The following is a 23,261-nucleotide window of genomic DNA, read 5'->3' as shown; positions in this document are numbered from 1 at the left end:
TCATTGGATATGAATGCTACAGAATATCTAGAAGGAATACACAAGCAATTTCAATACTACAAATCTTTAGGAGAAAAAACCATTGATCAATTACCCGCCGAACAACTCTTTTGGCAATACAATGAAAACAGTAATAGCATTGGTATTATTGTAAAACATCTCTGGGGAAATATGAGGTCTCGATGGACAGATTTTCTAACTACTGATGGTGAAAAAGAATGGAGGGCCAGAGATGCAGAATTTGAAAGTGACCTCACTACCAAAGAGCAAATTCTGGACAAATGGAACGAAGGTTGGGCATGTCTCTTTAATGCGCTGGATAGTATTACCGAGGATAATTTTGAACAACCTGTTTATATCAGAAATATCGAACACACCATTACCGAAGCGATTAACCGACAATTAGCACATTATTCGTATCACGTGGGTCAGATTGTTTTTCTCGGAAAAATGATTTCGGGTTCGCAGTGGCAAAGTCTTTCTATTCCTAAAGGAAAATCGTCTGAATACAATCAAAAAAGGTTCTCGGCACCAAAACACAAGGCGCACTATACCGACAAATTGATGAAAGATAACAAAGACTGAGAAATTGAATTCCTGAAATAGTCAATAACTCCTTTCGGTTTGTTAATAACTATGGTTTTCTGCATGACCTAATCCTTGGGGATTACAATTATATTTGCGTAAAACTGTACAAAACTAGTCACACATACAAATGAAATTTATAGTATCCAGTTCATATTTATTAAAACAACTTCAGGTATTAGGAGGAGTTATCAATAATAGTAACACCTTACCCATTTTAGATAACTTTTTATTCGAATTAGATGGTAACGCGTTAACGGTTTCGGCTTCTGACCTGGAAACCACAATGTCCGCAAAATTAGAAGTAGAATCTTCGGATCAAGGCACAGTGGCTGTTCCTGCAAAATTGTTGTTAGAAACCTTAAAAACATTTCCTGAGCAACCTTTGACCTTTGTAGTTGGAAACAATAATACTATTGAAATTAGCTCAAATCACGGTAAGTATGCTTTGGCGTATGCTGATGGAGAAGAATTTCCGAAAGCTGTAGAACTGGAAGATCCAAGTTCGACTACTATTCTAGGAGATATTCTGGCTACTGCTATTAGCAAAACAATTTTTGCTACAGGTAATGACGATTTGAGACCTGTTATGAGTGGAGTGTTCTTTCAATTTTCTACAGAAGGATTGACCTTTGTGGCTACCGATGCTCATAAATTGGTGAAATACACTAGAGAAGATGTGCAGGCTTCTCAATCTGCAGAATTTATCATGCCTAAAAAACCATTGAACTTGCTTAAAGGTATTTTGGCAGGAAGCGATAGTGAAGTAATGATCGAGTATAATGAATCTAATGCAAAATTCACTTTTGACGAAACACAATTAATTTGTCGTCTAATCGATGGGAAATACCCAAATTATGAGGCAGTAATCCCAAAAGAGAATCCGAATAAGCTTACCATTGCCAGAACGCAGTTTTTAAATTCGGTGAGACGTGTATCTATATTCTCGAATAAAACAACACATCAAATTCGTTTAAAAATCGCTGGTGCCGAGTTGAATATCTCTGCTGAAGATATCGATTACTCCAACAAAGCGGAAGAAAGACTTACTTGTGACTATCAGGGAGATGATATGCAAATAGGATTTAACTCTCGTTTTTTGAGCGAGATGCTTAATAATCTCAATGCCGATGATGTGCAACTTGAGATGTCATTACCGAACCGAGCTGGTATTCTTACTCCTGTAGATGGACTAGATGAAGGAGAATATGTGACCATGCTAGTGATGCCAGTAATGCTTAACAACTAGAACATAAAATCATTAAAAATACCATTGTACATCCAATCCTATAGCCAGGGTTGGATGTTTTGGTTTATAATTTTCTTTGGAATCCTTCTCTTTTTATAGTAAGTTTATCAAGTAAACCTAAGTAAAAATGGCTACGATAAATCCATATATTACGTTTAACGGAAATTGCGAAGAAGCTTTTCTGTTTTATAAATCCGTTTTCGGAGGTGATTTTCGCTACGTAGGAAGATTTAACGAAATGCCAAAGAATCCTGATTATGCTGTGGATGAAGCCGATTTGGAAAAGATCATGCACATTTCCCTTCCAATTAGTAAAGAAACTGTTCTAATGGGAAGTGATACCTCTGAAGCATTTGGAGGCCCTGTTAATCAAGGAAGTAATTTTTCGATTTCAATAACCGTAGACACCATAGAAGAAACCACAAGAATCTTTAATGCTCTTTCTGAAGGAGGAAACATTACAATGCCTTTGGAGAAGACTTTTTGGGGTTCTTTTTTCGGAACGTTTACTGACCAATACGGTATCCACTGGATGGTGGGCTGTGATGTAGAAAATAATACCCAATAACCCTAATATTATAAAAACACCTACTATGAAAATTAAAATAGTACTAATGGCACTCTTGGTAGGAGTAATTGCCACCGGATTTAGTCCGAAAGAAGATGTTGAAGGATACTCGTATGCTTTAGAAGTAAACTCACTTTCTGGAAAAGTAGAAAGTTTTGATGTCAAAATTGAGACTACTCCAGCGGGTCATACCGAGTCTAAAGAAGTTGTTTTAAGAGGTATGCAAACTCCTTTTAAAAAGACCTTGAGAAGTGGAAAGCACGTTATAAGAGTTATTACCAATAGTGATAAAAAAACTTTAGAAGCAACTTTAATAGGTTTGTTGCATGATCAAAAACAAAACTTTGCTTCATCGGTAAATGATAAAATTAAAACCTTGGAGTTGTTTGCTGGTCCAAATGGAAATTGTGGAGCCTCTCAATAAAGTATTGCCTCACATTTCATTGATCAGAAAATAATCTTAGTCATGGTCAATTAAAAATTCATATAGCATCTTCTTGAGATGCTATATTTGTATAGAGACAAATCATATGCGAAAAATTGGAGTTATAGGAGCTACTGGTATGCTGGGGCATCATGTTGCAAAACTAGTTCAGTCTGATCCAGACCTCGAACTCTTTGTAATCCATCGAAAAAACTCTAACCTCTCTACTATTTCAGATCTTACATTTCAGGCAAGAATAGCGGATCTCAACGACAAGGAAAGTTTAATTACGGCTTTCGAAGGATTAGATTATGTATTGAATTGTGGAGCATACTACCCTACTGTCCCGCGCCCTTTAAAAGAAGAGGTGAATATTGCTAAAAAGCAAATCAACAACTTTGTTGCTGCTATCAAAGAAAGTAGCATCAAGAAAGCACTGTATTTGGGTGGTGCTATCGCTATCCCCAAATCTAAAACCGGAATCGCTAACGAAGATGAAATCTACACCCAAAGTCCTAAAAACAAATCTGCTTATGTACAGGTAAAATGGATAATGGATAAAATTGCAAGAGAAGCTGGTGCAAATGGAGTACCCATTGTTATTGGTATCCCTTCAATGACTTTTGGCGAATATGATTATGGTCCCTCCACCGGGCGTATTATTACCAATACTGTAAACCAAACCTTACCAGGATATGTACAAGGAGATAGAAACGTAGTGTATGCGGGAGATGCAGCCCGAGGATTATTGTTGGCTTGTTTTAAAGGAAAAATAGGACATCGTTACCTTATTACCGGAGAAAATGTCTCTATGAAAACACTCATTGAGACCATTATCAGATTAGAAAACATTGATCAAATGCCAAAATCAGTATCACTGGGCCTGGCGAAACTAATTTCAAAAATTAAGATTACCAAATACAAACTCTTTGGAGGAGAACTGCCTCTTCTAGACGATACTGCTATAGCTGTGATGTCCGCAGGACAGTTCCTAAATGGGGACAAAGCCAAAGAAGAGCTCGGATACTCCCCACAAACTACCCTAAAACAAGCCATACGCCTTACTATTGACTGGTTTATATCACAAAATTACATCTTCAAACCCTAGCACATCATATCTATGAAACTCATTCCTGCCACTGATAGTTATCCACTCTCTGCCCAAATTTACAGATCAAATAAGGACGTTTCAAAAAACAAAGTCTTGATCATGAATTCTGCAACAGCGGTGGATAAGAAATTGTATCATCATTATTCGATATACATGTCAGAAAAAGGGTATGATGTAATTACCTATGATTATAGAGGAATTGCAGCTTCCAGACCCAAAAAACTAAGAGGGTTTACGACTTCGTTTTTAGAATGGGGGCAACACGATTTTTCTGGAGTAGTTGATTTTGCATTGCGAGAGTTCCCGGGTCAGCAACTTTTTGTTTTTGGTCATAGTATCGGAGGAACCATCATTGGTATGACAGAACATTGTAAAAAAATAAGTGGTATCATCAACATAGGAGCTCAAACTGCTTATTACAAGGATTGGGATAAAAAACAGCGACGAAAGATTTATTTTCTTTGGCATGGGGTGTTACCACTCATTACTAAAATAGTTGGTTATTTTCCGGGTAAGAAATTAGGAATGCTAGAAGATGTGCCCAAAGGTGTCATTGACCAATGGCACCAAAGACGTTTGCAAGAAGATATGAAAGAGCAGCTCGAAGCAAACGGAATCCAATTTTTCTATGATGCTTATCCCAATAAATTGCTAACTTTGGGAGTAGAAGATGATCCTATTGGCACCGAAACGGCTATCCGAAGAATTCATGATTCTTTTGTACAAGCCGATAAACAATTAAAGGTAATTCAACTAAAGGATGTACCTACCAATAAAATTGGTCATTTTGGTTTTTTCAGCAGGAAATTTAAAGATACCCTCTGGAAAGAAACACTGCATTGGTTTGATGCTATCTAGGAAAATAAATACGTAAATACTGCATTGTTAATGACGAAACAAGATCTAAAGGACTGTCATACCAGAATCACACCTTATATTCATAGAACTCCTGTTCTTACTTCTCGATTGCTTAACGAAATTTCTGGAACTTCTATTTTCTTTAAGTGTGAGAACTTTCAGCGTATGGGAGCTTTCAAAATGAGAGGCGCTGCCAATGCTATTCTTCAGCTTACCGAAGCACAACAATCCAAAGGAGTAGTTACCCATTCTTCTGGGAATTTTGCACAAGCTTTATCACTTGCAGCCAAAAGTTTGGGAGTAAAAGCTTACATCGTAATGCCTTCTACGGCCCCACAAGTCAAAAAAGATGCTGTAAAAGGATATGGAGGTGAAATCATAGAATGTCCTCCTACCCTGCAAGATCGAGAAAATACTTCGATGCAAATCCAAAAAGAAAAAGGAGCTACTTTTTTACACCCTTCTAATGACCTGGATGTTATTTTGGGACAAGGTACAGCTGCTCTAGAACTATTAGAAGATCAACAGGATTTGGAATATATCTTTACTCCCGTTGGTGGTGGTGGACTTATCGCAGGTACCGCTCTTGCAGCCCACTTTTTTGGAACTAATTGTAAAGTGATCGGTGGAGAACCTTTTGAGGTAGATGACGCCTATCGATCCCTACAAAGTGGTAAAATCGAAACAAACACCAGTACGAACACCATAGCAGATGGACTTAAAACCCAGCTGGGAGAGGTCAACTTTCCTATCATACAAAAGCATGTTTCTGAGATCATACGAGTAGAAGAACAAGAAATTATCCATGCCATGAAATTGATTTGGGAGCGTATGAAAATAATTATAGAACCTTCTTGTGCAGTCCCTTTTGCAGCTTTACTCAAAAATAAGGAGCGTTTCAGAAACAAGAAAGTGGGCATTGTACTATCTGGTGGTAATGTGGATTTAAATCATCTCCCTTTTTAGACAATAAGAAGTCTATCAGCCATTGCCTTAAGCTTTTATTTTTTTTTAACATTTCTCAGAACTCCCCTATTTTAAAAGGTTTACAGAACTATCTCCTAATTTTTTAGTAGAACTACTAATTAATTAGTTGCAAAACTAATCGATTAGTAGTATGTTTGTGCTATACAATTAGAATTATGCAGAAATTAGCCAAAAGAGAAGAGCAAATTATGCAAAGCCTTTGGAAACTGGAAAAGGCTTTCATCAAGGAAATTATAGCTGAGTTACCTAATCCCAAACCTCACTATAACACCACCGCGACCATTGTAAAAATTCTTGAAGAAAAAGGCTTTATTAGTCATGTTGCTTTCGGGAATAGCTTTCAGTATTACCCATTGATCAGCAAAGACGAATATCAAAAAGAAGTCGTGGGCGATGTAGTTAATAATTATTTTGACAACTCTCCTTTGGCATTGGTAAAATTCTTTGCCAAAGAAGAAAAAATCAACTCACAAGAATTAGAAGAAATCATACAACTGATCAAAAAGAAAAAATAATGGAAATCGATTATATCATTCATAGTTCTGCCTTGATAGGCCTATCCTATATTATCTATCGCTTTTTCTTATCCAAAGAGACTTTTTACGGATTAAACAGATGGGTTTTACTATCATTGATCATATTATCTTTTACGCTTCCATTAATAAGCGTACCTCAAAGTCTTTCGTTTAAAAAAGCAGTTGATCAGGAGGTTAGTGTATCGCTACCAACAGAATATGCTCAAAGTTCTACCGCTACTGTTCCTTCTACGTCAGAAATTAATATCCAAGAAACACAGATTATAACTGAAGATGGGACTTCATTGACAGCTTCGGAAATCTTTATTGACTGGAAATCGATTTTGGTCTACATCTACATCCTTGGCATGATGGTATTTGGAGTGCATTTCTTAATTCAATTAGGAGTTTTATTATACCGAATTTTAAGATATCCTACTATCGAAGTAGATGATTACAAAATCATCGAAACCAACAAAAAGCATGCTCCCTACTCTTTCTGGAATCGGATATTTATGAATCCCAGCCAATATCAACCCGACACCTATTTGCAAATCTTAAAACATGAGCAATTGCACATTAAGGGAAGACATAGTTTTGATATGTTGCTGGTGGAGTTATTAGTCACCCTGCAGTGGTTCAATCCTTTTGCCTGGTTATATCGCAAAGCTATTGATAACAATCTGGAATATCTTACCGATGACAGTATGTTGAATATCGGTGAAGATAAAGAGACCTATCAAATGAATCTTTTAAAAGTATCTACCCCAAATATGCCTACAGGTTTGGCAACAAGTTACAATCAATCATTTCTCAAAAAACGAATACTCATGATGAATTCAAAAAAATCAACTGCAAAATCAGGATGGAAATACCTAATCATTGTTCCATTACTGGCGTTAACCGTATTTTCTTTTAATCCGGTACAACCTAATGCTACCAGCATTACTCATGTCGATGAAAACGATATGCCTACAACAACAGAAACCAATATCACTGCTTTAGCAAAAAATGACTATACCAGAGGTGTATGGGATGCCGAAGTGGGTGGAGGTAAATTATGTGTAATGTATCGAAGTGCAGAACCACTAAAACGCAACTATTGGTCCATTACCCGTTGTTATGATCCTTCATACTTTGCTAATTTCCCAGCAGGAGATCGTCAGGAACTGAAAGTAACAGCAGATGCGGGAGCCCTTACATACATCGGTCAGTTTGACAATAAGCTAGGTGATGGTAGATATGTTTTCGAACCTAACGAAGGATTCAAAAAAACACTAACATCTTATGGGTTACAGGCTGAAAATCGAGATCTAATGCACTGTTTTCTTACAGGATTTGACAACAAGTATCTGGCCTATCTAAAGGCAGAGAATTTGAGCCTCGACCAGGATGATTTCGAAGATATCATTCACAAAGCGCTACCACTTGAAAAGTTAAAATCGTATCGTAAAGATTTGGCACAACTTGGATATAGTCAATATAGCATGGAAGAAATTGCAAAACTTAATCTTTTTGATGTAGATGCCAATTATATCAAATTCGTAAACAATCTCAATGGAAGTAAAGTATCACTAAAGAAAATAACCAAAGCCAAAATTCACAGTCTTACACCAGAGTTTGTAAAATCATATGCTTCTGCAGGTTATGGAAAAATGTCTCTGGACGATTATATGAAATTAAAAATTCATAACGTAACTCCGGACTTTATCACTTCTTTCAAAAAAGCTGGGTATGGAGATATTTCTGTAAAAGATGCCAGGAATCTTAAGATCCATAACGTGACTCCCAAATACGTTTCTTCCTTCAAAAATGCGGGATACAAAAACGTGTCTTTAAAAGAAGCTAAAGAAATGAAAATCCACAATGTGACTTTGGAGTACATCAATGACTTGAAAAAGCTTGGATATACTAATGTCACTTTGGGTGAAGCAAAAAAACTAAAGATTCATAATGTAACACCCGATCTTATCAAAGCATACAAGAAATCCGGTCAGAACAATCTAAGTTTACAGGAGGTAATTAAGTTAAAAATACACAATGTAACGCCCGGACAAGTAAAAGCGGCAAAAAACTATTCTTCTGATGGGGACTCTCAATCAAGTTCCACCAACAGTTACGGTAGTAGTCAAGATCTACAAAATACTCCAGGGGATTACATCAAACAGTTTAAAGCCTTAGGGTATAACGACATTACTGTGGATCAAGTAATATCACTTAAGATTCATAATGTAACCCCAGAGTTTATTAAAGGTTATCATAAAGCGGGATACAAAAACATTCCTTTGGATGACGTAGTAGGGTTAAAAATTCATAGAGTAACTCCCGAGTTTATAGAAACCTTCAAAAAGGCAGGGTATTCAAATATTTCTTTGGACAAAGCTATGGCGCTCAAAATCCATAATGTTTCTCCAGATTCTGCTTCAGAATATAAGAAAATTGGGTACAACAACTTATCTATGGATGACCTGATATCTTTTAAAATACATAATGTCACTCCAGAGTATATCAAAGAATTTAAACAATCTCGTTTTGGAGACTTACCCCTGGATGATATTATGTCTTTCAAAATTCATCGTATTACTCCAGAGTTTATTAAATCCTTTGAGGATATAGGATATAAAAACCTTTCTGCCGATCAAATTCAATCCTTAAAAATTCACAATGTAACTCCAGAATTTGTTCAATCCTTAAAGAAAGAAGATCCTAGTATTTCCCTGGATCAAGCGATAAGAATTAAAATCCACTTTTAGTCAAAACTTGTTCATCAATCAAAAAACGAAGGCCGCTAATCCCATTTTTTAGCGGCCTTTTGATTAACACGTATATTGAATAATAAATCATGTTATATTCTTGGAAGATCTCCATCCCCTTTGAGTGGTAGATTAGAAATCCCCATTAAGTATTTATCTACATGATGCGCGGCCTGTCTTCCTTCAGAAATTGCCCAAACGATCAAAGACTGTCCTCGTCTGCTATCTCCAGCTGCAAAAACTCCTTTTACATTGGTAGCATAGTCTTTTTCTGTGGCTTTTAGATTAGTACGAGCATCCAGATCTACTCCAAGTTGCTCTGCAACCGTAGGCTCAGACCCTGTAAATCCTAATGCCAATAATGCTAACTCACACTTCCATTCTTTTTCTGTTCCTAATACTTCTTTCAGTGTAAAACGTCCGTTTTGTTTTACCCATTCTACTTCGGTAGTTATCAGACCTTTTAGGTTTCCATTTTCATCTCCCAAAAACTCTTTGGTCGAGATACTCCAATGTCTATCTACACCTTCCTGATGCGAAGAACTAGTTCGCAATCGCATAGGCCAAAAAGGCCATGGCTGATCGGCGGGACGATCCGTTGTCCCTTTACCCATAATTTCAAAATTGGTCACTGAAGTGGCTCCATGGCGAACCGAAGTACCGATACAATCAGACCCCGTATCTCCTCCACCGATTACGATCACATCTTTACCAGTTGCTAATATTTCTTCGCCCAAGTCCTTTATCCCATCTACTCTCCTATTGTTTTGAGGAAGAAAGTCCATCGCCTGCACCACTCCTTTCAAGTCCGCTCCTTTGATTGGCAAATTACGTCGTACAGTAGCTCCGGTACATAATACCACAGCATCAAAATCTTCTTTGAGTTGCGAAGCCGAAATATCTTTACCGATTGCAGTATTGGTTTTAAACACAATTCCTTCTTCTTCAAGAACGGTAACTCGACGATCGATGATATGTTTTTCCATTTTAAAATCAGGAATTCCATAGCGTAGTAATCCGCCTACCTTTTCATCTCTTTCAAAAACAGTAACTAAGTGTCCTGCTCTATTTAATTGTTGTGCTGCTGCTAATCCTGCAGGACCAGACCCTACTACTGCAATTGTCTTTCCTGTTCTATCCTTTGGCGGATTTGCTTTTATCCATCCGTTTTTGAAAGCTTCTTCGGTAATGTTCTTTTCAATATTTTCGATCGTTACAGGATCTTCATTAATCCCCAAAACACAAGCTTCTTCGCAAGGTGCTGGGCATAACCTTCCTGTAAATTCTGGAAAATTATTTGTCGATTGCAGGATATTGGCTGCTTTCTCCCATTTACCTCGATATACGGCATCATTAAAATCCGGTATAAGATTACCCAATGGACATCCACTATGACAGAACGGGATACCGCAATCCATACATCTAGCTCCTTGGTCTTTAAGTTTACTTTCTGGCATGGCCACAGTAAACTCCTTATAGTTTTTAATACGATCTTCTACAGGTTGATACTGTTCAATCTCTCTTTCAAATTCTAAAAATCCAGTTGTCTTTCCCATGTCTACTATCGTTTATGCTTGTGCTAATTTTTCTTCTTCTAATCGTTTTAACGCCTGCTTATACTCTTCTGGGAATATTTTGATGAATTTTGGTAATTCACTCTCCCAATTTTCGAGTATACTTTGGGCTAATGGACTTAAAGTCGCGTTATAGTGGTTTTCGATCAATGTTCTTAACTCCTCCTTATCATTAGCTTCTACTACAGGATCAAGATTCAACGCTTCTTTGTTGCAATTCTTTTCGAATGTTTTCTTATCATCATAGATGTAAGCAATTCCTCCCGACATTCCTGCTCCAAAGTTTCTTCCAACTTCTCCTAGTATTACAGCAATCCCACCGGTCATATATTCACACCCATGATCTCCGATTCCTTCTACAACAGCTTTAGCTCCAGAGTTACGTACACAGAAACGCTCTCCCGCCTTTCCATTGATATACACCTCACCACCAGTTGCTCCATACAAAGTAACATTACCAGTGATGATATTTTCCTGAGGAACAATTGTAGCCTCATCAGGTACTTTGATGATCAGTTTTGCTCCTGATAATCCTTTTCCTAGATAATCATTAGTATTTCCATTCACCACCATGGTCAATCCTTTGGTAGCAAAAGCCCCAAAACTCTGTCCTGCAGAACCGGTAAAATTCAATTTCAACGTATTATCTGGTAGTCCTTGAGCACCGTAGATTTTAGAAATCTCGTTACTCAAGATTGCACCTACAGCACGATCAGTATTACTAATATCAAAATCTAAAGTTGTTTTCTCTTTACGGAACAAAGCAGGGTGTGCTTGCTCGATGATATCAAAATCTATAGACTTTCCTAACCCATGGTCTTGGATTTCTGTATTATATACCTCTACTCCTTCTGGTGCATCTACCTGGTGTAAAATTGGGCTAAGATCGATACCTGCAGCCTTATAATGTTCTACAGCTTTTTTATGATCTAATTTGCTTACCTGCCCTACCATCTCATCTACAGTTCTGAAACCAAGTTGTGCCATGATCTCTCTCAATTCCTGCGCAATGAAATACATATAGTTCACTACATGTTCGGGCTTCCCTTTAAACTTCTTGCGCAATTCTGGGTTTTGAGTAGCAATCCCTACTGGGCAGGTATTTAAGTGACACACACGCATCATAATACATCCTGATGCTACCAACGGAGCTGTTGCAAAACCAAATTCTTCTGCACCTAATAAACATGCAATAGCTACGTCACGTCCGGTTTTTAACTGACCATCACACTCTACGACTACTCGGCTTCTTAGATTATTTCCTACCAAGGTTTGTTGTGCTTCGGCAATTCCTAGTTCCCAAGGTAATCCGGCATGTTTTAAAGATGTGAGCGGTGATGCTCCTGTACCTCCGTCAAATCCTGAGATTAGAATCACATCCGCTTTTGCTTTGGCTACACCTGCTGCTACGGTACCTACACCCACTTCAGAAACAAGTTTTACATTAATTCTTGCTTCTCTATTGGCGGATTTCAGATCATATATTAACTGAGATAAATCTTCAATAGAATAGATATCGTGGTGCGGAGGTGGTGAGATCAGTCCAACATAAGGTGTAGAATTTCTCGTTTTGGCAATCTCTGGATTTACCTTTGGCCCTGGTAATTGTCCTCCTTCTCCTGGTTTTGCTCCCTGTGCCATTTTGATTTGGATTTCAGCAGCACTGGTAAGATAGTTTGACGAAACTCCAAATCGCCCAGAGGCTACCTGTTTGATCGCACTATTTTTCCAGTCACCTCCTACATTTTTGTAGAAACGCTCGGGATTTTCTCCTCCTTCTCCCGAATTACTTTTTCCTCCTATTCGATTCATGGCAATAGCCAAGTTTTCGTGAGCTTCCTTACTAATCGACCCATAAGACATGGCTCCCGTTTTGAAACGCTTTACAATTTCTGTCCAAGGCTCTACCTCATCAATCGGAATCGGATCAAAATTTGAAAATTCCAACAACCCTCTTATCGTCATTAGGTCCTTGGATTGTTTATTGATCAGCTCTGCATACTCTTTATATGTTTTTGGATCATTATCACGTACAGACTTCTGCAATTTTGCTACAGAAAGTGGATTAAACTGATGTTTTTCTCCATTACGTCTCCAACGATACTGTCCTCCTATTTCAAGATCTAAATTAGCTCCAATTTCACGTTCTACGTAGGCTCTCTTATGTCGTTTTGCAATTTCTTTTTCTATTTCATACAATCCAATTCCCTGGATTCTAGTAGCTGTATTTGGGAAATATTGATCCACCACCTTGGTATTGATCCCAATACACTCAAATAACTGAGAACTACGGTATGAATTCAAGGTAGAAATACCTATTTTGTTCATCACCTTAAGCACTCCTTTTCCTACTGCTTTATTGTAATTGTTAATTGCCTCTTCAAAACTGAGATCAGAAATATTACGCTCTTCGATTTGCTCTCCTATGATTTCATTCACCATGTATGGATTAATCGCGCTAGCACCATAACCAAATAGCAATGCAAAATGATGTACTTCTCTCGGTTCTGCAGACTCTATGATAATACTTACTTTAGAACGTTGCCCAAGTTTTTGCAAACCACTATTTACGTAAGAACACGCCAACAATGCAGGGATTGGAGCTCTATGTTTGCTTACATTTCTATCAGACAGTATAATGATATTGGTTCCTTCCTCGATAGCTTCTGAAACATTGTCTAGCAACTGATCCAAAGCATCTTCTAACCCATTTAGTCCTCTGTTTATGTTGTACAACATAGGAACTGAAGTTACCTTAAAGCCTTTATCGGTATACGTTTTGATCTTATCCAGATCCTCTTTGGATATTACTGGATTTTGAATTTTAAGCTTGTTACAATGCTTATCATTGATATCAAAAATATTATGATCAGCTCCAAGAGTAAGGCTGATATCACAAATCAGCTCTTCGCGAATACCATCCAAAGGAGGATTGGTTACCTGCGCAAATAGTTGCTTGAAATAATTATAAATCAATTGTGGCCTTTCAGAAAGAACCGCTATAGGAGTATCAGACCCCATAGATCCGATAGGTTCTTTACCCAACTGCCCCATTGGAGCAATAATCGTATCTATATCTTCTTGTGTATATCCAAATACTTCTTTACGCTTAGCAATCGTTTCTTCTCCTAAGAATAAAGGACAGTCATTATAAGGTATATCTTTTAAATGTACCAAATTGCTATCCAGCCATTCTCTATACGGGTGTTTGGCGGCGATTTCTTCTTTAACCTCTTCATCATTTACGATTCTACCCTCTTCCATATTTACCAGAAACATCTTTCCTGGTTCTAATCTTCCGTGGTATTCAATATTATCTGGTTTGATATCTACCACACCAGTTTCTGAGGACATGATCACATATCCATTCTTGGTTACCGTATATCGTGAAGGACGTAATCCGTTTCTATCCAGAACCGCTCCAATATAGTTTCCATCGGTAAATGGAATGGAAGCCGGACCATCCCAAGGCTCCATTGCACAAGAATTATACTCGTAAAATGCTTTTTTGGCTTCAGACATGTCGGGGTTCTTCTCCCAAGCCTCTGGCACCATCATCATCATCACCTCTGGTAATGATCTCCCTGTCATTAATAATAACTCCACAACCATATCCATAGAAGCAGAATCTGATTTACCAGGTAACACAACAGGCAATACCTTTTTGATATCTTCACCAAACCAATCACTCTGCAATAATTCTTCTCTGGATCGCATTCTGGTAACATTACCTCTTAATGTATTGATCTCTCCATTATGACACATGTATCTAAACGGTTGTGCCAAATCCCAGGTCGGAAATGTATTGGTCGAAAAACGTTGGTGCACCAAAGCCAATCTTGTTACTAGTTTTGGATCTAATAAGTCTATATAATATAGTTTAATATCCTCAGGCATTAATAATCCTTTAAATATTAATGTCTTTGTAGACAAACTTGGCAGATAGAAAAACTTACTCTCAGACAGTTTAGAACCATATATGGTATGTTCTGTAATTTTTCTGGCTGTGAATAATTTCAGATTGAAGTCGAAATAACTTTGATCCCCTTTTTCTTTACCTATAAATATTTGCTTTATAAAAGGTTCTGTACTAGCTGCGATCTCCCCCAGATGAATGGGATCTACAGGAACATCTCTCCATCCTAATAAGGTAAGTCCTTGATTCTTTATATTTTCCTCAAAAGTATCTATACAAAATTGTCTTTGGTTTTCTTTCTGAGGTAAAAAGACATTACTTACGGCATACTCCCCAGCCTCCGGTAAATCAAAATCACAATGTTCTACAAAAAAGTCATGAGGAATATCGATCAAAATTCCTGCACCATCTCCTGTCTTTCCATCGGCACTTACAGCTCCTCGATGTTCTAACTTTTCGAGAATTTCAAGTGCTTTATGAATGATGTCATTCGATTTTTTTCCTTCTAGGCTACATATAAATCCGGCACCACATGCGTCGTGTTCGAATTCGGGTAGATACATTCCTTGTTTCTTCATAATGTTTCCGACTTAAACGTGTTTCAAGTTCATGAAATTAACAAATCGTTAAGGAACGAAAAAGAAAACCCCTACAATCAACTTCACTTTTCTGGGCTCTCCAAAAAAAGGCCTTTTAGAATAAAATAATCACAAAATAAGGTCCTCAATTTGCGAATTTGATAATGCGGTTTTTTCAATAAAACCCCAATTATTTCAAGGGTTTTCGCAAAATTCTCACCTATTGATTATCAATAATCTTCAATGAAAACGTTTTCGTAAAATTTTTGATTTTTTAAAGTGCAGAATTATCATTTTTATTAACAAAAAATAAAGACCCCTAATTTTTTAGGGGGTATTTATTTTAAAATGACAAAAATTACGTGTTTACCCTATAAAATTTGGACGTAAAAAACAAATTACCATATTTTTGGATTGAATTTAACATTAATTTTAACTTTTATTCTATATGAAGAAAATAGAAGCAATCATTAGGAGATCAAAATACCGAGTGGTTAGAGAAGCACTACATGATAAAGGTGTATTGTTTTTCTCATATTGGGATGTAACCGGTGTAGGTCACGAACAAAAAGGAAGTGTGTACAGAGGTATTTCTTACAGTACTACAGATATACAAAGAAGGTATTTGTCAATAGTGGTAAACGATGATTTCGAAGAAGCAACCATCTCTGCAATCTTGGAAGCCGCTAAAACCGGAGAAGTCGGAGACGGAAAAATATTTGTGTCTGATGTACAAGATGCATACAGAATTCGTACTGGGGAAAAAGGTGGGGATACGCTAAAATAGGCCTTAGTACAACAAAAAATCAACTAAAAAATTAAAACAAATAGTTTATGAGCAATATACAACAACAAGATGTACAAAAGGCCGTCGAAGCTGCTGTTGAAGGGATTAATGGTGATATGGCAGCCTTATGGATTACGCTTTCTGCCATTCTAGTATTCTTCATGCAAGGAGGATTCACTTTGGTAGAAGTTGGTTTTACCCGAGGTAAAAACGCAGCAAACATCGTAATGAAAAATGTAATGGACCTTGCGATCGGGTCAATTATTTTCTGGGCAATTGGTTATGCTATAATGTATGGAGATGAAGTTATAGCCGGTGGTTTTTTTAGATGGAGTTCAAGCGATCAAGGATATGCCTTTTTCCATGCTGATGACTGGTACAACCTATTTTTTCAAACTGTATTTTGTGCTACAGCTGCTACAATTGTCTCTGGTGCAATTGCAGGACGTACAAAATTTTCAACGTATTTAATTTTCTCTTTTATATTAACCGCTATTATTTATCCTATTTCTGGTAGTTGGTACTGGCCATTTGATGATGATGCATGGTTAAACACCCTAGGATTTGTAGATTTTGCAGGTTCTTCTGTAGTACATGCTGTGGGTGGTGGTGCAGCTTTGATAGCTGCCAAACTTGTAGGACCCCGTATTGGTAAATATGAAAATGGCAAAGTAAATGTTATTCCGGGTCACAATATGCTTTTTGGTGCTCTTGGAGTTCTAATCCTTTGGTTAGGCTGGTTTGGATTTAACGGAGGCTCACAATTAGCTTGGGGAGGAAGTGATACAGTAGGTGCAGGTAGCGTTATTATCAACACAAATATAGCCGCTGCTATCGGAGCTATCGCTGCATTAGTATTCACTTGGATCAAATATGGTAAACCCGATGTTTCTATGACTCTTAATGGTGCCCTTGCTGGTTTGGTTGGAATTACAGCTGGTTGTGGAGCAGTAAGTCAATTTGGTGCTCTAATAATTGGTTTAATTTCTGGTATTGTTGTAGTACTTTCTATTGAATTTATTGATAAAAAGTTAAAAATAGACGATCCAGTAGGTGCTATTTCTGTACATGGAGTATGCGGTTTTCTAGGTACTGTATTGATAGGTTTTCTTGCAACAGATGGTGGACTTTTCTATGGAGGAGGAGTCAAATTATTAGGAGTGCAAACCCTGGGATCTCTATCTTATATCGGATGGGCTGTGCTTACTAGTTTTATTGTACTGTTTATCTTAAAGAAAACAATTGGTTTACGAGTTTCTGAAAAAGAAGAAATTGATGGTCTTGATATACACGAGCATGGTATCAATGCATATGGGGAGTAAATTCATATAGAGTAACCAAACACTAACCGTAAAGGTGTTTCTATATAAGAAAGGGCAGTTTAACACTGCCCTTTTGTTATTTAATGATTTGCATAGACAACGGATAAGATGGTGCCTCTCCATTGCTCGCTTTTATCGCATTAATGATCGGAAATACCAAATACAATACTGCTATTAACAGCAATCCTAATATCCCTAACCCAAATAAGAAAATAAGCGGAATACAAATAATCGCATAGATAAACATACTTATCTGGAAATTCATAATGGATTTTCCGTGCTCATCCATTGCCAAGACTCGTTCTCTTTGAGTTAACCATAAAATTAATGGTACCAAAAAACCACCGAATCCCGTAATAACATCTAACAATTGTGATAGGTGTGTGATCACTAATAATGATTTGTCTTGTCTCATGATTTTGTTTTTTTGATTGATTGATGAATAATTTTGCTAATATTATTAGCAATTATACTTATATGACGATTTTATTTGCAATTTGTTACATCTCAGATCAATTAAAAACATAAATTCATACCACAGGATCTCATAACATTAAAAAAGGCATAGGTTGGAATCAACCTATGCCTAAATAAAAATTTACTAAGCTATTGGACAGCGTCTCCTGCTTGGACCACACCCAACATCCGATGCACAATCAGCTAAAGGGTCGTCATAAGGATAAGTTTCCCTGGCACCTCCCTTTACATGGTTTGCCTCAAATTTAGTAATAACCATCTTGTTTAAGGAAAGACTGATTTTCTTGTTCTTTTTCATTTTTATAAGGTTTTAATTCTATATCCCCTGAACATTTAAAGACACTCAAGGTTTATGTCTTTATAAAAATGATCCATAACCTAGGATAAAACAGACCACCATATATTGATGTGTTATCTCATAAAAACGTTATCTTACCACTCAACCTTTAACAAAAGTTTTAGTTTTTTCGATGATGCGATCAGACCTTAAAAAGACCATATAAAAAAGAGCTATCTGTAACAGATAGCTCCTTAATCAATTTAATGCCCTACTTAATTGCCTAGTTTATAATTATTTTTTGGATTATCGATTCGTTGTTTACATCCAGTTTAATCATGTAGATACCATGACCCAGAGACAAACTTCGTGTTGAAATTCGGTTTTCACCTGGTTGTAAAGTAATTTGTGCTTGTTGTCTTCCTAGGATATCATACACAAAAGCCTTTGTTGTCCCTTTCGTAAAACCGTTCAAGTAAATAGAAAACACATCTTTTACCGGGTTTGGAGAAATACGAAGTCCGATCAAACTTCCTTCGTCTTCGGTACCTAAAATAGGAGTTACATTTTCTAAAGTAGTTACACGTTCTGTATTGGCAGACTGTCCGCAAGATCCTTCATAAATTCTCACATTAGAGAAAGTAGAGTTATTTCCAGATCCCCCATCGTTGTCATTAATAAATACTAATCGATCCATACTACCAGTGTAGAAATTACCTACAGGGATCACATAGTTAGTCGTTCCTCCCGAGTAATTATCATAGTTGGTCACTCCATAGTTTTGTGTACCATGTACTTTGAAATATCTTGTAGACGTTAAGCCATTGTCGTCTTCGAAACCAACTCCATGAATTTCTCCTTGTCCAGAACTACTGAATTGAAATTCGATAACTGTATTAGGAGTTACCGTGTAATTGAATGTGATAAACTTCCAGGTATTGTTAGTTAGTGTTAAAGACGCTCCTCCATTTCCTATTGAAGAATTACCAGCAGCATCCTGGTTAGAGAAAGAAGTAATACTAAAATCATTGAAGTCTAAAGCAGTACATGTTGGCGGTGGAGTTCCCGAACCGTTTTGAATGCTTACGTCGTCTATAGCAATATCACTTTGCCATCCGCTACCACCAGAACCAGTAACTACATTAAATCGTAATTGTACACTACTCTGTCCTGCATAAGCGGATAGATCTACATTGGCACTGTTCCAGTTTGATCCTTGTTCTCCTGACCTGCTAAACACGCTTGCCCAGCTTCCAGAATTATTAGTTCGCGCCTCTACAGTTAAACTATTAATGGCACTACCTAACATATGATATTGAAAAGTAAGTGTAGGCTCTGACAAGGAACCAAAGTTTAAACATGGAGAGTTAAGGATAGCTCGTTTGTTTGGATATCCCGTACCATTACCAGAAGCCTCAACATATAGATAAAAACTACCATCTGCTGCACTACCTGGTCCGGTACCGTTAGAGGGAGTTCCTCCAGAATTTCTGCTCCAGTTCAAATCATCACCGGAAGTTGCTTGAGACCATTGCCCCAGGTTAGACTCAAAACTTTCTGCAAACGGAAATGAACTAACATCCCCACTACAGTCTTCATTTGGGGGTGGAGGTGGTGTACTGCCAAGTCCCATCGCATCCCAAAATGCAGGAATGGTAGCTCTTTCTCCAGAGTTAGATCCTCCCGATCCAGAACAACCACCATAGGCGTGTACTCCTACGGCGTTACCTGTAGCTTCATCAATAATTGGACTCCCCGAATTTCCTCCGGTAGTATCTGCCCGATAACGCACAAAAGTGTTATTAACAGAAGAAAGTGGTCCAGAATGGGTTTGCTGCGTTTGATTGTCGATACCTGTATCGGTTCCGAAACCAGTAATTCTAATCGTGCTTCCGGGAGCCGACTGAACTACGTTGAATGATTTTCCTTGTGCCTGGATTGGTGTAAGTCCTGTTTGTGAATTAGCACTTGCTGTAAAAACAGCCCAGTCATTCGCCTGGCTTGGGCTATTAGGATATGGCGAAACAAAGTTTCCGATAGGATATTGGTCTTCTGGCCCAGGGTGAACAATCGTTCTATCTGGATTTGATTTTGGAACATTAAATTCAATAATTTGTGCTCTGCTCCCTACACAATGTCCCGCGGTTACCAGACGACCATTGGTGATAATCCATCCTGTACATCCAATAGGAACTATCCTACCAATAGCATCGTCTGTAGAGTCGATACGATCATCATTAGATCCACATTGAGACTTGGTGTTTGGATCATCAATTCCAATTCCCAGTTCTTTGATGCTAAGCCCAATCGACTTTTCTCCAGCAGCAACAGATAATCTCAAAGTAATTTTGTCTCCATTAAAGTAAGCACTGGTGTTTTTCCAATCTCCAATAGTGGCTGAAGTTAAGGTTTGAGAAGCTCCATCGAGTGCCGATGTAATCGTAAGCGTACTATTTTGTCCTAGATTTACATCTTTAAAAAATAATCGCAACCAAGTGGCACCTGGTTCGGCTATGGTCTTTGTTAAAATTTCTGTATTACTTTTTCCAATTGCATTTGTAGACCATAAAGACACGTTAACGTCCTGATATCTGGTCGGTAGAGGGTCAGTTTGTCCCCAATGGATAAGGGGCATTAACATAAATACTGTGCAAATCCATATTCCTAGTGTGGATAAGGAATACTTCTTCGTAGCGTGAGTTGAGTTTGTGTTGTGTAAATTCATACGAATAAGAATTATTTATTAATTGGTTAGACATTAAATTTAGTTGTTAGGTTTTATGGATGGTTAATCCACATGTCTTCCAATTACTATTCGTTATCACAACAATAACTACTCAATATTTTTATTACTTTTTGTCCCGAACACTGATTACAAAAGGCATACAATCAATACTATCATTTTCAGTGACCTACAAGATAGAAAAGAAAAACAACTCTTCAAAAAAAGTTTAACAATGCGTGTTTAAAGTGAGTAGATTAATGGCTATTTTTGCGCTTTCAGTACATTGCTATGATTTCACAAGATACTATAGTCGCACTCGCTACTCCTTCGGGAAGCGGTGCTATAGCCATAATTCGAGTTTCGGGAAAAGATGCGATATCGATTTGCTCTCCTTTGTTTAGATCCGTAAGTGGAAAAGAACTGAGCAAACAAAAAAGTCATACCATTCATTTAGGACATATTGTAGATCAGGAACGAGTTCTTGATGAGGTTTTGGTATCTATCTTTAAAGGAACGAATTCGTATACGGGCGAACCTACCATAGAAATTTCTTGTCACGGTTCTACGTATATCCAACAGGAAATCATTCAGCTATTACTTCGTAAAGGATGCCGTATGGCAGATGCGGGTGAATTTACGTTACGTGCGTTTATCAATGGAAAATTAGATTTATCACAAGCGGAAGCGGTGGCTGACCTGATCGCATCAGATTCTGAAGCCTCCCACCAAATCGCCATGCAACAAATGCGAGGAGGATTCTCTAATGAGATCAAAAAACTACGAGATGAGTTGCTCAATTTTGCTTCACTCATAGAATTAGAACTGGACTTTGCTGAAGAAGATGTAGAGTTTGCAGACCGCACACAATTTAAAGATTTGATCTCTAGAATTACAAAAGTATTGAAGCGCTTAATAGATTCTTTTGCGGTAGGTAATGTGATCAAAAATGGAATTCCTGTAGCCATCGTTGGAGAACCTAATGTTGGTAAGTCTACCCTGCTAAACGCGCTGCTTAATGAAGAAAGAGCCATTGTATCTGATATTGCAGGTACCACCAGAGATACTATCGAAGACGAAATCAATATTGGTGGTATTGGATTTCGATTTATCGATACCGCAGGAATACGAGATACCAAAGATGTGGTAGAAAGTATTGGTATACAAAAGACTTTTGAAAAGATTGATCAGGCCCAGGTAGTGATTTATCTGATCGATAGCTCACTACTCACTCCCGAGAGTTTGATAGAACTAAAAACAGAAATCGGTAAAATCAAAAACAAATATCCACAAAAACCTTTGGTTATTGTGGCCAACAAAGTAGACAAACTAAAACAAAATCAAATCGATCATTTGGTTACCGAAATTGAAAATATCCATTTGTTATCCGCAAAATCTGGTCTAGGCGTTGAAGATTTACAAAACAAACTTTTGGATTTTGTAAATACGGGTGCACTTCGCAACAACGAAACTATTGTGACCAACACCAGACATTATGATGCATTACTAAAAGCCTTGGAAGAGATCCAAAAAGTACAATACGGATTAGACTCTGGATTATCGGGTGATCTTATGGCGATTGATATTCGTCAGGCCTTATATCACTTTGGAGAAATCACAGGAGAAATATCTAGTGATGATTTACTAGGTAATATTTTTGCGAATTTCTGTATCGGGAAGTAAATTACTTTTCTTTTACTGACTTCTATCTTCAAACAACTACAATTGTCGTAGTAGTTTATCTATCACTTATCAAATTCTACCTAACTAATAGTACTTGTTGCTCATTCATAGCTCATGAGCTTCTGGTACCATTTTTTTGAGTTTTCAGGGTAACATTTAGGCGTTTACAAACACTTACAAGTAGTTACAAACAATTACAACAGTATATATCTGAAATATAGTTACCTTTAGTAACTATATACATACGTTACCCAATATTGTAAATGACTGAATTCACTCCACCGATATCTGAACGAAAAACTGAGGAACTAATCGAAATTGTTTACTCAGGAAAAGATCATTGGAATGAAGAAGCTATAAGACAATCTAAACAGGAACTTACTAAGCGTAATATTTCGCAAAAAGAACAAGAAAAGGTCATTGCGAAGTGGGAAAAAGAAACGGAGAAGTATTTAGTACAGGAAAAGAAAAGACTTGAAAAAAACAAAACTGAGAGTTATAAAATTTGGGAAATGATTGTGCTCTTCCTCTTCGGCCCTATACTTTTTTTCAGACCTTATATATTTAATTCACATACTCTATTTACTTTAAGAGGTGAGAACTACTTTTTAAAATTCAAACAAAGGATTATTATATTTTTATTTAGCTTCATCGCTTGGTATTTTTATACAAACTATTCTTTTGAACAATCTGAAAAAAAACGACTTGAAGAGATTGATAAAATTGACATATCTGACTGGAAAAAGAAACATGGATATGAATAAAAAAACATTGGGTAACAATAGTAACCGTTGCACAAGCCCATAAAACATCAAAAAGCAACCAATAATCTTGAGTATAAGTCCTGATTTTCTGGGAAGACAGATTAATATTAG

General features: G+C 37.2%; 17 protein-coding genes. 13 read left to right on the top strand and 4 right to left on the bottom strand.

Going from position 1 to position 23,261, the window contains the following annotated elements:
- Window positions 1-9: 9 nt before the first annotated feature.
- The 9 genes from ACXAGJ_RS23555 to ACXAGJ_RS23515 all read left to right on the top strand — a co-directional run bounded on the left by ACXAGJ_RS23555 (window position 10) and on the right by ACXAGJ_RS23515 (window position 9,050).
- Window positions 10-585 carry a DUF1572 family protein gene (locus ACXAGJ_RS23555; protein WP_474843484.1) on the top strand — a complete coding sequence of 192 codons (576 nt, stop codon included), beginning with the start codon at window positions 10-12 and terminating at the stop codon, window positions 583-585.
- Between the two features lie 130 nt (window positions 586-715).
- Window positions 716-1,834 (top strand): DNA polymerase III subunit beta, encoded by a 1,119-nt coding sequence (dnaN, locus tag ACXAGJ_RS23550; RefSeq protein WP_073315309.1) that lies wholly within the window; start codon window positions 716-718, stop codon window positions 1,832-1,834.
- A 127-nt stretch (window positions 1,835-1,961) separates the two neighbouring features.
- Window positions 1,962-2,402 (top strand): VOC family protein, encoded by a 441-nt coding sequence (locus ACXAGJ_RS23545; RefSeq protein ID WP_474843482.1) that lies wholly within the window; start codon window positions 1,962-1,964, stop codon window positions 2,400-2,402.
- Window positions 2,403-2,427: 25 nt separating this feature from the next.
- A complete protein-coding gene (locus ACXAGJ_RS23540) occupies window positions 2,428-2,826 on the top strand; it encodes a hypothetical protein (RefSeq protein WP_474843480.1) in 399 nt (132 codons plus the stop codon).
- 106 nt (window positions 2,827-2,932) lie between these two features.
- A complete protein-coding gene (locus ACXAGJ_RS23535; protein WP_474843478.1) occupies window positions 2,933-3,934 on the top strand; it encodes an NAD-dependent epimerase/dehydratase family protein in 1,002 nt (333 codons plus the stop codon).
- 12 nt (window positions 3,935-3,946) lie between these two features.
- Entirely contained in the window at window positions 3,947-4,795 is an 849-nt protein-coding gene (locus ACXAGJ_RS23530; RefSeq protein WP_474843476.1) for an alpha/beta hydrolase family protein, read from the top strand.
- A 30-nt stretch (window positions 4,796-4,825) separates the two neighbouring features.
- Window positions 4,826-5,761 carry a threonine ammonia-lyase gene (locus tag ACXAGJ_RS23525; RefSeq protein WP_474843475.1) on the top strand — a complete coding sequence of 312 codons (936 nt, stop codon included), beginning with the start codon at window positions 4,826-4,828 and terminating at the stop codon, window positions 5,759-5,761.
- A gap of 176 nt (window positions 5,762-5,937) precedes the next feature.
- Window positions 5,938-6,297, top strand: a complete 360-nt coding sequence (locus tag ACXAGJ_RS23520; protein WP_073315315.1) for a BlaI/MecI/CopY family transcriptional regulator — start codon at window positions 5,938-5,940, stop codon at window positions 6,295-6,297.
- Window positions 6,297-9,050, top strand: coding sequence for a M56 family metallopeptidase (locus ACXAGJ_RS23515; RefSeq protein ID WP_474843474.1), 2,754 nt, complete (start codon window positions 6,297-6,299; stop codon window positions 9,048-9,050). Before ACXAGJ_RS23520 ends, ACXAGJ_RS23515 begins: the two co-directional genes overlap by 1 nt.
- Before the next feature lie 92 nt (window positions 9,051-9,142).
- On the opposite strand, the gene ACXAGJ_RS23510 is transcribed toward ACXAGJ_RS23515, so the two are convergent.
- The gene (locus ACXAGJ_RS23510; RefSeq protein ID WP_474843473.1) at window positions 9,143-10,606 is read right to left on the bottom strand and encodes a glutamate synthase subunit beta; all 1,464 of its coding nucleotides are present in this window, start codon (window positions 10,604-10,606) and stop codon (window positions 9,143-9,145) included.
- Between the two features lie 12 nt (window positions 10,607-10,618).
- Window positions 10,619-15,118, bottom strand: coding sequence for a glutamate synthase large subunit (gltB, locus tag ACXAGJ_RS23505; protein ID WP_474843472.1), 4,500 nt, complete (start codon window positions 15,116-15,118; stop codon window positions 10,619-10,621).
- A 448-nt stretch (window positions 15,119-15,566) separates the two neighbouring features.
- Here gltB and ACXAGJ_RS23500 point away from each other — a divergent pair, with 448 nt between their 5' ends.
- Both ACXAGJ_RS23500 and ACXAGJ_RS23495 read left to right on the top strand, forming a co-directional pair.
- Window positions 15,567-15,905, top strand: a complete 339-nt coding sequence (locus tag ACXAGJ_RS23500; protein WP_474843471.1) for a P-II family nitrogen regulator — start codon at window positions 15,567-15,569, stop codon at window positions 15,903-15,905.
- 47 nt (window positions 15,906-15,952) lie between these two features.
- On the top strand, window positions 15,953-17,227 hold the full coding sequence (locus tag ACXAGJ_RS23495) for an ammonium transporter (RefSeq protein WP_474843470.1): 1,275 nt from the start codon (window positions 15,953-15,955) through the stop codon (window positions 17,225-17,227).
- Between the two features lie 76 nt (window positions 17,228-17,303).
- Here ACXAGJ_RS23495 and ACXAGJ_RS23490 read toward each other — a convergent pair whose 3' ends face one another.
- Both ACXAGJ_RS23490 and ACXAGJ_RS23485 read right to left on the bottom strand, forming a co-directional pair.
- Window positions 17,304-17,642 carry a DUF4870 domain-containing protein gene (locus tag ACXAGJ_RS23490; protein ID WP_073315322.1) on the bottom strand — a complete coding sequence of 113 codons (339 nt, stop codon included), beginning with the start codon at window positions 17,640-17,642 and terminating at the stop codon, window positions 17,304-17,306.
- 622 nt (window positions 17,643-18,264) lie between these two features.
- Entirely contained in the window at window positions 18,265-20,706 is a 2,442-nt protein-coding gene (locus ACXAGJ_RS23485) for a trypsin-like peptidase domain-containing protein (RefSeq protein ID WP_474843469.1), read from the bottom strand.
- Between the two features lie 288 nt (window positions 20,707-20,994).
- Here ACXAGJ_RS23485 and mnmE point away from each other — a divergent pair, with 288 nt between their 5' ends.
- Both mnmE and ACXAGJ_RS23475 read left to right on the top strand, forming a co-directional pair.
- On the top strand, window positions 20,995-22,386 hold the full coding sequence (gene mnmE, locus ACXAGJ_RS23480; RefSeq protein WP_474843468.1) for a tRNA uridine-5-carboxymethylaminomethyl(34) synthesis GTPase MnmE: 1,392 nt from the start codon (window positions 20,995-20,997) through the stop codon (window positions 22,384-22,386).
- 263 nt (window positions 22,387-22,649) lie between these two features.
- Entirely contained in the window at window positions 22,650-23,150 is a 501-nt protein-coding gene (locus tag ACXAGJ_RS23475; protein WP_474843466.1) for a hypothetical protein, read from the top strand.
- The last annotated feature ends 111 nt before the right edge of the window (window positions 23,151-23,261 follow it).

The sequence above is a fragment of the Aquimarina sp. AWH4_224 genome (genome assembly GCF_056160245.1).
The sequence above is the reverse complement of the archived record's forward strand: the minus strand, read 5'-3'. Positions and strand labels throughout refer to the sequence as shown.

What these genes read in the sequence shown, in the direction of transcription:
- ACXAGJ_RS23475 (WP_474843466.1), top strand. Translation starts at nt 22,650, where the DNA reads ATGACTGAATTCACTCCACCGATATCTGAACGAAAAACTGAGGAACTA.
- ACXAGJ_RS23555 (WP_474843484.1), top strand. Translation starts at nt 10, where the DNA reads ATGAATGCTACAGAATATCTAGAAGGAATACACAAGCAATTTCAATAC.
- ACXAGJ_RS23540 (WP_474843480.1), top strand. Translation starts at nt 2,428, where the DNA reads ATGAAAATTAAAATAGTACTAATGGCACTCTTGGTAGGAGTAATTGCC.
- ACXAGJ_RS23485 (WP_474843469.1), bottom strand. Translation starts at nt 20,706, where the DNA reads ATGAATTTACACAACACAAACTCAACTCACGCTACGAAGAAGTATTCC.
- ACXAGJ_RS23535 (WP_474843478.1), top strand. Translation starts at nt 2,933, where the DNA reads ATGCGAAAAATTGGAGTTATAGGAGCTACTGGTATGCTGGGGCATCAT.
- dnaN (WP_073315309.1), top strand. Translation starts at nt 716, where the DNA reads ATGAAATTTATAGTATCCAGTTCATATTTATTAAAACAACTTCAGGTA.
- ACXAGJ_RS23520 (WP_073315315.1), top strand. Translation starts at nt 5,938, where the DNA reads ATGCAGAAATTAGCCAAAAGAGAAGAGCAAATTATGCAAAGCCTTTGG.
- ACXAGJ_RS23545 (WP_474843482.1), top strand. Translation starts at nt 1,962, where the DNA reads ATGGCTACGATAAATCCATATATTACGTTTAACGGAAATTGCGAAGAA.
- mnmE (WP_474843468.1), top strand. Translation starts at nt 20,995, where the DNA reads ATGATTTCACAAGATACTATAGTCGCACTCGCTACTCCTTCGGGAAGC.
- ACXAGJ_RS23495 (WP_474843470.1), top strand. Translation starts at nt 15,953, where the DNA reads ATGAGCAATATACAACAACAAGATGTACAAAAGGCCGTCGAAGCTGCT.
- ACXAGJ_RS23530 (WP_474843476.1), top strand. Translation starts at nt 3,947, where the DNA reads ATGAAACTCATTCCTGCCACTGATAGTTATCCACTCTCTGCCCAAATT.
- ACXAGJ_RS23515 (WP_474843474.1), top strand. Translation starts at nt 6,297, where the DNA reads ATGGAAATCGATTATATCATTCATAGTTCTGCCTTGATAGGCCTATCC.
- ACXAGJ_RS23525 (WP_474843475.1), top strand. Translation starts at nt 4,826, where the DNA reads ATGACGAAACAAGATCTAAAGGACTGTCATACCAGAATCACACCTTAT.
- ACXAGJ_RS23490 (WP_073315322.1), bottom strand. Translation starts at nt 17,642, where the DNA reads ATGAGACAAGACAAATCATTATTAGTGATCACACACCTATCACAATTG.
- ACXAGJ_RS23510 (WP_474843473.1), bottom strand. Translation starts at nt 10,606, where the DNA reads ATGGGAAAGACAACTGGATTTTTAGAATTTGAAAGAGAGATTGAACAG.
- ACXAGJ_RS23500 (WP_474843471.1), top strand. Translation starts at nt 15,567, where the DNA reads ATGAAGAAAATAGAAGCAATCATTAGGAGATCAAAATACCGAGTGGTT.
- gltB (WP_474843472.1), bottom strand. Translation starts at nt 15,118, where the DNA reads ATGAAGAAACAAGGAATGTATCTACCCGAATTCGAACACGACGCATGT.